This is a genomic window from Bacillus sp. 01N45, assembly GCF_056399205.1.
Map to the genome: position 1 here is coordinate 94,456 of NZ_JBFTQW010000015.1, position 12,749 is coordinate 107,204.

At 34.8% G+C, this 12,749-nt stretch carries 7 protein-coding genes; 1 reads left to right on the plus strand and 6 read right to left on the minus strand.

The window, feature by feature from the left end; all coding sequences use genetic code 11:
• The first annotated feature begins 462 nt into the window (after positions 1 to 462).
• A complete protein-coding gene (locus AC1DMU_RS25970) occupies positions 463 to 1,251 on the plus strand; it encodes an MBL fold metallo-hydrolase (protein WP_215559144.1) in 789 nt (262 codons plus the stop codon).
• A 208-nt stretch (positions 1,252 to 1,459) separates the two neighbouring features.
• Here AC1DMU_RS25970 and AC1DMU_RS25975 read toward each other — a convergent pair whose 3' ends face one another.
• The 6 genes from AC1DMU_RS25975 to asnB form a co-directional block, all read right to left on the minus strand.
• A complete protein-coding gene (locus AC1DMU_RS25975) occupies positions 1,460 to 2,059 on the minus strand; it encodes a TasA family protein (protein WP_215559143.1) in 600 nt (199 codons plus the stop codon).
• Positions 2,060 to 2,317: 258 nt separating this feature from the next.
• Positions 2,318 to 6,559 (minus strand): S8 family serine peptidase, encoded by a 4,242-nt coding sequence (locus tag AC1DMU_RS25980; RefSeq protein ID WP_215559142.1) that lies wholly within the window; start codon positions 6,557 to 6,559, stop codon positions 2,318 to 2,320.
• 403 nt (positions 6,560 to 6,962) lie between these two features.
• The gene (locus tag AC1DMU_RS25985; RefSeq protein ID WP_029437449.1) at positions 6,963 to 7,604 is read right to left on the minus strand and encodes a response regulator; all 642 of its coding nucleotides are present in this window, start codon (positions 7,602 to 7,604) and stop codon (positions 6,963 to 6,965) included.
• A gap of 1 nt (position 7,605) precedes the next feature.
• A complete protein-coding gene (locus AC1DMU_RS25990) occupies positions 7,606 to 9,438 on the minus strand; it encodes a GAF domain-containing sensor histidine kinase (protein ID WP_088062909.1) in 1,833 nt (610 codons plus the stop codon).
• A 454-nt stretch (positions 9,439 to 9,892) separates the two neighbouring features.
• A complete protein-coding gene (gene satA / locus AC1DMU_RS25995; RefSeq protein ID WP_088062908.1) occupies positions 9,893 to 10,447 on the minus strand; it encodes a streptothricin N-acetyltransferase SatA in 555 nt (184 codons plus the stop codon).
• Between the two features lie 216 nt (positions 10,448 to 10,663).
• Positions 10,664 to 12,490 carry an asparagine synthase (glutamine-hydrolyzing) gene (asnB, locus tag AC1DMU_RS26000; protein WP_098133275.1) on the minus strand — a complete coding sequence of 609 codons (1,827 nt, stop codon included), beginning with the start codon at positions 12,488 to 12,490 and terminating at the stop codon, positions 10,664 to 10,666.
• Positions 12,491 to 12,749: the final 259 nt, after the last annotated feature.

The following is a 12,749-nucleotide window of genomic DNA, read 5'->3' on the forward strand; positions in this document are numbered from 1 at the left end:
CCAACATACAACAAAATACATCGTAAAATATATCTTAAGATGTATTTTAAAGGGGAAATCGGCATCAGTTTTCTAACCCATATATTTATGAGGAGCTTTACCCAAAAATTGGCCTTGTGTTAATTATTAACCTATAAGCTGGCCATTATTTTATGCGAAATTTTATACATATGGAGTAAAGGAAATAAAGATAATGATTGCTTTTAACCACTGATATAATGGAATGAATAAGAAACTGCATACGTAGGTGAATAGGATGTTTCACGAATATTAATTAGTCGGGGATTGTTGATAAGGAGAACTTCTGATAATGAGACGTTACGTTAACCGAACATGTATAGGATATACACTGTTCCTTATTCAACCAAATGGCATTTTAGTTCAAGAATGACAGTAGAAGGTTTCAAGTAAGTTAATAGAGAAAATTGTTGGTATGAGAGTTTAGAAAGGGGAATTTAGTAAATGGTTAAAATTAAAGACTCATGGTTTACAGTAAATCAAATAGATAATACAACTTTCGCTATTAGTGAGTATGGACATTGGGAACAAGTTCACTCTTATTTATTAATCGGTGAGGAGAAAGCTGCATTAATTGATACGGGTCTTGGGATTGATAACATAAAAAGGATTACAGACCAGCTTACAAATTTACCGATTATTGTTTTAACAACACACGTCCATTGGGATCATATTGGAAGTCATGGTGAATTTAAGAATATTTATGTACATAAGGATGAAGAAGACTGGCTAGTCAATGGTATTAAGAAACTTTCTATCGAACAAATCAGAAAAGATGTAAGTCGTGATATTACAATTCCTACACCAAAAACGTTTAATCCAGACACCTATAAACCCTTTCAGGGTAATCCTACAGGTTTGTTAAATGACGGTGATGAAATAGAGATAGGCAATAGAAAATTGACTATCTACCATACTCCAGGACATTCTCCGGGACATATTTCAATTTTAGATAATAGTAAAGGTTATTTATTTACAGGTGATTTGCTTTATGATGAGACTCCAGTGTATGCTTTTTTCCCTACGACTAACCCTATGGATTTAACGCAATCGTTAAAGAAAATATCCAAAATCCCCAATGTTACGAAGATTTATGGAGGACATAATACAATAGGTCTTGATGCAAGCCTTTTACAAGAAGTGGGAAATGCAGTTGAGGAACTTAAAGAAAAAGATCAAGTAAGATTCGGAACTGGAATTCATAAATTCAAAGGATTTAGTTTGCAATTTTAATTATGTTTATTAAACTAATTGGGGCTTTAATTGAGCAAGAAACTAAAAACTTTTAACTTTCTCTTTCGAATTTCACGTCAACTAGTACCTCTTACGAGGGGCTAGTTGTTATTTTTGTTGTATACATATTAGAAGCATAAGCTGATCAAAACGGCCATCTTATGCTTCGTGTTACAGTTTTAAACATACAGTATACAAATTATCACACTTACTTTTCTTCACCGCTTGTTTGCATGGAATTAAACGTCCAATTTAATTTCAATGCATCTCCTTGAAATACATTTTGGTCTTCACCGCTATCTACGAATGTGAACATTACATAAAAGGTATCATCATCACCAGGAGCAAGTCCATTTCCTTCTCGATCTACAATACCTTTCTTTACAAGGTCAGGAATATTTCCATTTTGCGTAGCTACCTTTAATTCAGATAATGTAGTAGACCATACTGGAACTTCATTTTTATCCAAATTCCACAAGAAATCCACACGGATATGATCACCAAAATCAGCATTTCCATTATCCCCTTTCGCATCGATTACACTGTAATCTGTCAGGAGTTTCACATCTCCTATTGCTAAGGTTCCTTTGTTAACTAATTGAAAACCGCGCTCCATTTCATCACCTGGTTTTAGATTGTCGACATTAATAACAACTTCAGGATTCACACTCAAATCTAAAGTACCCGCTGCAAACGTGTTTTGTGATACTTCCTTATCACTAAAATACGCATATGTTCCTCCGCCAATTAAAGATAAGCCCAGCGCTGCAGTTATGACACCCATACCAAGTTTTTTCTTCATACCCATTTCACAAGTCCCCCTATTTTTAAAGTTCAAACTACAAACCTTATTTCCATCCCACAAACAATAATAATTAAACAACTACCTTGTCCCATAACGAAAGCGAACTTAGTTTAAACTAATTACTTCATGTACCCAAACGACTATAACTTTTAAAATGACCGGTAATATTACCGTGAATCATTACCGGTCATTTGTTAGCCAATCTCATTTCATTTGCTATTCATTGTCTGATTACTTTATTTACTCTAGAAGTTTGTCCACTTATTTTTTTGGTTCTAAACCGATAGAGCGTAAGATTTTATCTAACGTCACTGGCCCTACATTTTCTTTCGGTTTCTGATTTTCTTTGGCATCAGGACCCTTTTTCAAGAAGTTTTTCTCAATAAAACGAATATCCGTTTCATCTACAACACCATCTTGATTTATATCTCCATCTTTTACAGATACTTTTCCTTTTCCATATGACAAAGCTACTATTCTAGCATCTTGAATATCCACCATTTTATCGCCGTTTACATCACCTGCAAGGTTATCATCCATGTCAGCTCTAAAGTTTTGTCCCACTAATTCTCCATCCTGCATTTTCCCTATTTTTGTTGTTAATTTACTATTTAAATGACCTGGCATTTCTACGAAAATATCATATTCTTTATCGCTCACTGGGACATTATGAATTTCAAATTGTCCGTTATCATTAATCGATCCTGTATATTTCTTTCCGTCCTTGCCAACTGCATACACTTTTGCTCCTAGTTTTGTATAGTCTTTCTTACCTAAATACCCCTCTTCATTCAAGAAAGCTTCCGGACCAATATATCCTGTAACCGTTGAATGTTTTGAAACAATAGCAAAAGATTTATCTTTAAACACAGGAATCTCATTGCCTTCTGTTGCACCAACTTTTGTATAAGAGAACTTATCTACTCCAAATGCAGTTAAATTATTAAAGTATTCATCGCTCGTCATCTCGAATGTAACATCTAAAAATGGTGTATCTCCATCTAATCCTTTAAATTCTTTTCCTTCCAATGACGCGCCAACTTTCACCTTGTTTTCCCAAGTTCCTTCTTCACTTATCTTCGGATCTTCTAATTTAAGGTTCAGTCCATGTTGTTTTACATATTCCGTAAGTGCTGAATTTGGTTTCACATCTGTAAATTTAAAGAGCTGCTTGTAATAAGGAATTTCAAATGTACCTGACATAAGCTGTTTTACATTATTAAGATTCAAAGTTAACGTAATTTTTTCACCTAATTTTATTTTATCTTTGTCATAACTTGGAACAGCGTATTCTGTCCCTTCTTTTACAAAGACATAATCTTTATATCCAGTTGCCATATTCCCTGCAGTGGCAAGGTCATATCCAAATAATTTTAAATTTAATGGCTCATTTATTTCCTCTGGAAGTACTCCAAATTTAAAATCACCATTTGCTTGAATTGTATTCAACCAACCTGATGGGAAGGCTGAGTTTTGATAATATACGATTTGATTCGCTTTTTGATCATACTGCAGGCCTTTTGCCTTTAATGCATCTACTGTAGAATCATAAATATTACCATGCACCCATAATGCATGTTGACCGTCTTCTTCTTTAAACATGGAATCATTGACTTCGTGTATACCAGGTTCTACATCCTTAAATTTCATTTCAGGTATTACATTATCAATGATTATGCTATCGCCTTTTGTATACGATTTTCCTTCTTTATCATATCCAACGAAGTTCAATTCGTAATCTCCATCAGACAACATAACAGGTTTATCTCCAATTGGATGAGCTGGATCTCCTGTGAATGGAAGTACATACCCTCCCATACCAGAAAACATCATATACTCAACATTTGGTGTTAGACTACTTGCATTAAGTGTACCAACGACTCCTAGTGCCTTCCCTGTCTTTCGGTCCTTCACAACTGCATCAATGGTTTCAAGGGGACTATTTAATTTAAATGTCAACGGCGAACTTGGTCTTTCCATAAATGGATGGAATTTAGAAGCATCTGTTGCCATTGCATCTCTTAGTAAATCCACAGACGCAATCCCTTTTTCTGTGAATTTAACTGCAAATGGTACTTGATATACTTCTTTTTCATTGTTTTTATTTGAAATATGAATATAGCCCTCATATCTGCCAAATTCAGCGTTTTCCGGAATGATAATTTCAGGACTAATTTCCCCTGATGTACCAGGAGCTACTTTAATAGAATCTGGTACGTTTAGCTTCACACCATTCTTCGCTGCATCTTGCACACCTACACTTGTAGGTGAAAACTCTACTTCTAATTTAAATTCTTTCCCATCTGTTTTACTGCTGTTCTTAATTAACACTTTTCGGCTATCTTTAATAGGCCCAGTTTCAATTTGATTTTTATACCCAAATGCAATAGAACCTGTTTTTTCTTCAATTTCTACTTCTTCATCATCTACAACGTTTGATGTTTTATCGATAACCTCGATAGATGTATCTGCATGAACTGCACGATATGCATCAATTCTTCCTGATCCCACCTCAAATACAGAACGCTCTTCTTTTAAGTCAACTGCGGTATTCATAAGTGCTTCTTTTACTTCAAATGGACTATAATTTGGATGTTCTTGTAAAATGAGTGCCGCTACCCCCGCAGTATGAGGAGTTGCCATAGATGTACCTGACATACGTCCATACGCTACCGGATAATTTTCTCCATCCTTTGGATCATTAATATATTCCGGAACGGTTGAGAAGATAGACACACCTGGTGCTACAATATCTGGCTTAATATCATCTGTTTTAGTTGCAGGACCACGGGAGCTGAAATCAGCTAAGTGATCTCCCTCTGTTCTTATATTACTAAGTTCCCCAAACGCTAACGACACATCTCCTTGTACAGCTTTTGCTTGTAATTTCTCACCATCTCCTTTTGTTAAGCGGAACGATGGAATAGATGAAGTACTTTCTCCAAGATAACTTGTAATTTCCCCATCTACATTGTTATATACAATTACTGCCTTTGCGCCTGCTTCCTTAGCATTTTTAATTTTTTCATCAAATGTAATCTCACCGCGTTGGATAAGAGCTAACTTCCCTTTTACATCTTTCCCTGTAAAATCACCTGATTTCCCAAGCCCTGCATATACAACCGATAAGGATTGTCCTTTCAAATCTTCAATCTTATCAGTAAAACTTTTTCCAAGTAGCATCATCTTATCTACATGTACATCACCTGCATCGGCGGAAAACGTTGGAATAGTCATTGCAGCGTCACTGGCTCCAACTGTAATGGGAAGTGCTGCTGCACTAGGAGATCCAATGGTACCTTCTTCCGGACCACTATTACCAGCTGCTACTACTGTAACAACACCAGCTAACATCGCATTGTTCACTGCGACAGAAGTAGGATATAAAGGATCATTAATAGACGCTCCTAGTGATAAATTAATAACATCCATATCATCTTTCACTGCTTTATCAATCGCAGCAAGAATACCGCTTGTTTGTCCACTTCCATATGGACCTAATACGCGATATGAATATAAATCTACATCTGGAGCAACGCCCTTAACCGCATAATCTACATTATTCTTTTTGTCTGCAGAAATTGTCCCAGCTACATGAGTACCATGGGATGTATAATATGCACTTCCCTCATAAATCTCAGGATATCCTCCAGAATTTTGCCAATCCTTATACGTTGTTTCCATTGGATCAGCATCATTATTAACAAAGTCCCATCCTTTTATGGAGTTCGGATCTATTTTGCTTGGGTCCTCACCTTGTTTTGCACGGTATCCTTTATATGCATCTTTTAAATCTGGGTGGTTGTAATCAATACCGGTGTCCAGTACGCCTACCTTAATTCCTTTACCTGTTATTTTTTCATCATGTAGCTTGTCCACACCAATTTGCGGTACACTATCTGCCATTTTTGGTTCAACAGCAGTCTTAGCTGTTTCTTTCGGCAAATCAATTTTAACCTCATGATCTTCCCATACACGCTTAACCATACCGGTACGAACTAAATCTTCAATCATGTTCGCAGGTATAGAAATCGCTACACCATTAAAAGCATTCTTATATTCTCTTGTTATTTTGGCAGCTTTTAAATTTGTCCCTTTCTCTTTATTCTTTTGAAGCTGTTCAAGCTCTGCTTTAAATCCTTTATGTGATGCTTCTACCTTTTGTTCCGCATTTGAAAGAGCTACCTTTTTCCCTTTAGCCGCTTGTTTTAATACTTCAATTTTGCTAGGTGCTTGCTTAAATTCTATAATCACATTTACATTATTAGGACTTGCGGTATTGATACCTGGCGAAATAACAAAACCCGGTTTTGTATCTAACGTTTTTAAGGCTTTACGTTGTTCCTTTGTAAGGCCTTTTAAGATAGCATTTGCATCATCAATTCCAGTTAAAGTAGATGTATTTACCTCTTCCGCTAATACGTTATATGGAATTCCTTGAGACAATAACATTCCAGCTGTTAACGTTCCAATAAGAATCTTTCCAAATTTCCCTCGTTTCATATTGCATCTCCCCATTTTTAATATTATTTTTTGAAACAAATTGATTCTTAAATTCCCATTTAGCATTGGAAACTCTATTAATCTTAATCTTTTGTATCATGAAAGATTTCCAACACTACTGCCATCCCCATACCTCATATAGCTAATCACTCACTTTACTCTTTCTATAAGAGCCCCCCATCATTTATTTTCAACAAAATATTTTTACAAAATGAATTATTAACAAGGTTAAAATGTAATTCTATTTTTATTATTCCACATTTAGATTATTCTGAAAATTGAACAAAAGGAGTATCTTTTCTCTAAGGATTCTATGCCTACATAGTACAAAAGAACTATCTTGTCCTTTATTCTTTGTGATACAGAATAAAGCAACACGATAGTTCTTTGAAAGATTTCTTATTTAATCTAGCGGAACCAATTGATTTCGGACTGCATAAATCACTGCTTGCGAACGACTTTTCACATTTAGCTTTTTAAAAATTTTATTGATGTGAATTTTAACTGTTTTATCACTAATATATAAAACTTCAGCAATCTCTTTATTACTAAGTCCTTTTACTAGTTCAAAGAGAATTTCCTTTTCACGTTCCGTCAGTTCATTTTCATTTGATTCTACTTTCATTTTTTGCTGATGATATGTAATTAATTTTTTAGTCATACGCGGATGAATAACGGAATCGCCTCGATATAACATTCGAATTGCTGCTACTACCTGCTCTGATGAGGAATCCTTCAATAAATAACCATCAGCACCGGCCTGAAGTGCATCCATTAAATACTCATCATGTTCATACATTGTAAACACAAGTACTCGGCAACTCGGATAATTTTTTTTCACTAACTCTGTAGCTTCAATCCCATTTTTCCCTGGCAGGTTAATATCCATCAAAATACAATCTGGTCCGCATTCTTCTACTTTTCCCAATACTTCATCCCCAGAGCTAGCTTCTCCAACCACTTTCATATCAGATTCATCCTCTAGTATGCTCCGAATTGCATCCCGTAAAAAAGCATGATCATCTACTACTAATATTTTAATCATTTTACGCACCCCTTGTTTGTGAATCTGGAATTAACAGTGTAATTTCTGTCCCTTTTCCTACAGAACTATCAATCTGTAAAGTAGCCCCTAATTGGTCAGCTTGTTCATTCATATGTAATATACCATAATGTGGCTCATTCTTTGTTTTAACCATAGACTCAAATAGTGAAAAGCCAACTCCATTATCCTTAACCCTTAAAAGAACGTGTTCACTTTGATAACTGAGTAAAACATCAGCCTTTTTTGCTTGTGCATGTTTTACAATGTTTTGCAAACTCTCTTGTAATGTATCAAATATAACTCTTTCTTTTGAAAAACTAAGCGCACGTGCATGACCTCTTTCATGATAGGTAATGTCTAGTTCATATTCTTGTTTTAAAGATTTTATTTTACTTGCTATTGCCTGCTTAAGGCCTAATTGTTGTGTCGGATATGGTTTTAAAGCATAAATAGAATAGCGAACTTCTCCTAGACTTCCTCTTAAATCTTTTATGCTTTTCTCAACTACTTGCTGCATATCTTTTGGTTTATCACGGTATTTTTTCTGCGCGGATTCTAGTTGGAATATCACCCCGGCTAATGTTTGCGCAATACCATCGTGAATTTCACGGGCGATTCTATTTCTTTCTTCTAAAATCATTCTTTTTTCCTGTTCAGAAATCAATATCCTTGTTTTAACAACGTTAGCTAATTGGTTAGAAAATGTAGCTAACGACTGTACATCTTCCGGAAAGAAACCCGCATTTCTACTTTTCCCTGCAACAAACATTCCGACTAATTCACCATTTACTATAAGAGGAAAATATACAAGTGAGCGTATAACACTATCAAATATTTCATCTCTAGGAGCCGTACCAATTTTCCAACCATTAAATACAAGATTTTTAGAAAGTTCCTCAAACGCCCTGAACTTTTCTGAATCATCAGATATATCAGAACGGACTTTCCCATCTTTTAATAGAATATTCCAGTTCCCATCATCTTTTGTCCATATTACATATGCTTGTATGCCAAAAAAACCTTTAAGTGCTTGTTTAATATGTTTCAAGTTTCCTCCGGTTAATCCTCGACTAATTTCGGTCGTAATAAGAAATAACTCATATAATCGTTCCTTCTCCATCCTTATCCGTACAGAAAAAGAACTAATAACGGAAGTTGCTACAAGTGGGAAAAAGAAAAACAGTACTGTAATCTCGTTTACTTCCACACTATATGTACTAATTAATACGTGCATCAGTGCCGCATAAGAGAAACCAAAAGTTTCACAAAGAAATACCGTTACAGTTTTTTTATACCACTGATGGATTGAATATGGCTGCAGAAGGAGTAGCATTAACAAATCGTAAAAACGATTGTTGAAAAAACAAAAAAACACGCAAAATAATAACAAAGATATTAAATTTTCATATAGAACTGACATAACTATCTTATTAATTAATAAGGACATACATTTGTTTGAAAACCATTCGGCCAAGATCAAACTAAGTGCATGCTGAGTACTATTAAATAACATTCTTTGTATCGGTGAACGACGGTGCAGGTGAATAAGTAGTGTAACGAGTACAATAGCAATAATAGTTACATGGATTCCAAACTGCCAATTCATTGCGTAAATGATCGGAAAGGTAAGCGAGCTAGTTCCTCTCCAAAATCTTACAGGAAAATACTCTGCGATCCCCATAAATAGTAACAACAATATTAGTATTGTTGGATGAGAAGGGATTTTAATTTCAAGTAAAGATATAGTTATAGTAACCAAACCAAGAAAAGAAATAAAATAAAGATAGGAACTAGCAATCTTTTCTCTCATAAAGATAGAATTTACATCTTTCAAAACAACCCCTTCTTTCTTTATAAAAACTTCATTTTCTTTATTATCCACTAAAAAACCGGCACTGGCAAAATGGAAGAACATCCACTAGCCAATCACCGGCTGTGTACTGCACCTAAATAGGCAAGACACAATACTAGTATATATCAGTTCGTAAAATTTACCCACTAGCCAAATGGTGTAATTGTACATACTTTTAGACTTATATCTACTAGTACAAAAGATATATACAAAAATAGAATTTTGATTCACTAAAACAATTCTAAAAAAATAGAAAGGCAACCGTAAATACTTACCTATTGATTTTATTCAAATCTAATTCACATATCATTTGATTATCGGTAGCAAGATCAAAGATGCCCCCTACTCTCGGAAAGAAACCTCCTTTTTCTTTTAGTTATTTGCTTGTCCCGAATGTAACAGCGAGGAATTTATATATTCAAGTTTTAGTTTACTTTCATTTGAAATGCAAATACCAATACATTGCAATTTCATCGCTTTCTTCATGTATCCCTTTATATACTAAAAAATCCAACCCACCTATTACAAACCCACATTTTTCATAGAACCTACATGCTGCTACATTATTATTTTGTGTTTCAAGCATTATACCTGGCATATTGCTTTCTTTTGCCCACTGCGTTGCTTGCTCAATTAACCTCCTACCAACTCCAAGTGAACGATATTTTTTATCCACCTTTATATCTTCTATGTAAGCATAGTGATTCCAATTCTTTTTCAATACCATTACTCCTATAATTTGATCATGTAAAATTGCTATGTAAATTACTTGTTCAGGCTTATTTATATATTCAGTGTACGCTAGTTCATCATCATATTGATCTTGTAAATAACTTTTCTCATAACTTGGAACGTCTTCTACTGTATATTCTATTTGCTTATTTACTTTTGAAAGAGAAAAAATTAACCGAGAGTTTACTATAAAACTATCATCAATCTCCGGTAAATTGTCTAAATCATCTATTTCTAATTCTCTAATTAAAAGGTTCATCGTATTCTCCTTTACGTGGGACCTCCAATTCATATTATTCCCCCTAGTTCTTTCCATGTCCCTTATTCAATTCTAATTTACTAACTGATTAGCGTTATTGCAAATCAAAATAATAAAACCGCATCTCCAATTATTAGATAACTATCTAATACATTGGAGGTGCGGTTCACTTAGGTCATTGATGTTTCAGCTATTCTCTTTATTTGAAAATTACATCTACCATACTAATTTAATATTATATTCCTGAAGCCAACTGTTAACTTGAAGTAAATAATCTATTATACCTCGTGCATCATTACCTGAAATTACTTCGTCTTTTCCTTCTGCAATAGCACGAACTCTTTCTACATTAATTAATGGCAAAATAGGTGATTCAGGATTGTTCAACACATGTAGCATCCAATCGCTAATACCTTGTAGATATGAAGCATCCTTTGTGCTTGGATATGCACTTTTTTTGCGATAAAGTACATCCTCTGGAAGTACATTTTCAAAAGCTCGACGTAAAATACCTTTTTCAATATTGTCTATACTTTTCATTTCGAATGGAACATTCCATAAGTATTCTACAAGCCGGTAATCGCAAAATGGAACTCGTACTTCAAAGCCATTCATCATACTTGTACGATCTTTTCGTTCTAGCATAAATGGCAAGAAACGTGTAATAAACATGTAAGACATTTGACGTTGCTTCATTTGCAGATCACTTTCACCTTCTAAAAAAGGAACCTCAGCAACTGCATCTTCAAATTTTTGTTTTTGATATTTTTCAGGGTTAATCTTCGCTTTAAAATCCTCTGATAAAATTTCTGTACTATACCATAAATTAACACTCCAAGGGAATATCTCTGCATCTAGAAACTTCTCTTGATGGAACCATGGATACCCTGAGAATACTTCATCTGCGGATTCGCCTGAAAGTGCAACTGTTGCGTCTTTTTTCATTTCCTTAAATAGCAAATAAAGTGATGTTTCTAGTTCCCCAACTCCAGGTAGATCACGCGCTCGCATTGGAATTAATAAATGCTCTATTAAACTATCTGATCCCAACTCTATAGAGTGATGCTTTGTTCCTACATATTCAGCCACACGTTTCACCCAAGGTTCATCACGATCAAAACGAAGGAAGTCTTGCTCAAAGTCTTTTTCATCATTGATGAAATTCAGGGAATATGTATGAAGGTGTTCCCCTTTATTCCCAAATTCGTTTCCTGCTAAACCTGTTAGACCACTTGAATCCAAACCACCGGAAAGCATAGATACCACTGGTCTATCAGCAATTAACTGACGTTTAACCGTATCTTGTAAAATGGAGCGGATAGTCTCCACTGTCATATTAATATCATCTATATGGTTTTTACTTTTAAGTTTCCAATACTGTGTCGTATTCGAGTCATTAGAGGTAAACGTCATATAATGGCCAGCACGCACCTCGTGTATATCCTTGAAAATCGCATGACCTGGAGTACGTGTTGGTCCAAGACAAAATACCTCAGAAAGTCCTTCTTTATCTACTTCTGCATCTACAAGTGGGTGCGAAAGTAAAACTTTTAACTCTGAACCAAAGAGAATTGCACTCCCTCTTTGAGCGAAAAATAAAGGCTTCACACCTAGATGATCACGACCAAGCATCAATTTCCCAAATCTTTCATCCCAAATACCAAAAGCAAAAATCCCATTTAAGTGTTGAACACAATCTTCTTGCCATTCTAAATAGGCATGTAGTAATACCTCTGTATCAGACTTTGTCTGAAATTCATGACCTTTCTCCTCAAGTTCTTTACGTAATTCTTGATAGTTATAAATTTCTCCATTGAACGTAAGACCAATCGTATCATTTCCATCTTTATACAGCATAGGTTGAAGGCCACCTTCAGGATCAATGACGATGAGACGTCGATGACCTAATGCCGCTCGTTTTGAAAACCAATGCCCCTCTGCATCAGGCCCTCGGTGAATGATAGCATCTGTCATTTTTTTTAACGTTTCTTGTTCATGAGACAGGTCTTTAGACCAGTCTATCCACCCTGCAATTCCACACATAGTGTCTACCTTCTCTCAAATAGTATAGAAACCGACTAAAATCAAATATCAGTCGGTTTTCCGTAAAAAAATCCGACTAAAACCATCTTTTAGTCATGTTTATATAATAAAATGAATTGAATAAAAAATCAAACAATTCAATCAAGAAAGAAGTAACTATCCCCTTTCATTTAAATTCTCATCGTCCGATTAAAAATTATTACCTCACACTTTCATTTTATCCCTAAATTAGAAAGTTGCATTCTATTATAGTTATATA

Bases quoted from the DNA above. Each gene is read 5' to 3' on its own strand.
- AC1DMU_RS25970 (WP_215559144.1), top strand. From the start codon at position 463: ATGGTTAAAATTAAAGACTCATGGTTTACAGTAAATCAAATAGATAAT.
- AC1DMU_RS25975 (WP_215559143.1), bottom strand. From the start codon at position 2,059: ATGGGTATGAAGAAAAAACTTGGTATGGGTGTCATAACTGCAGCGCTG.
- AC1DMU_RS25980 (WP_215559142.1), bottom strand. From the start codon at position 6,559: ATGAAACGAGGGAAATTTGGAAAGATTCTTATTGGAACGTTAACAGCT.
- AC1DMU_RS25985 (WP_029437449.1), bottom strand. From the start codon at position 7,604: ATGATTAAAATATTAGTAGTAGATGATCATGCTTTTTTACGGGATGCA.
- satA (WP_088062908.1), bottom strand. From the start codon at position 10,447: ATGAACCTTTTAATTAGAGAATTAGAAATAGATGATTTAGACAATTTA.
- asnB (WP_098133275.1), bottom strand. From the start codon at position 12,490: ATGTGTGGAATTGCAGGGTGGATAGACTGGTCTAAAGACCTGTCTCAT.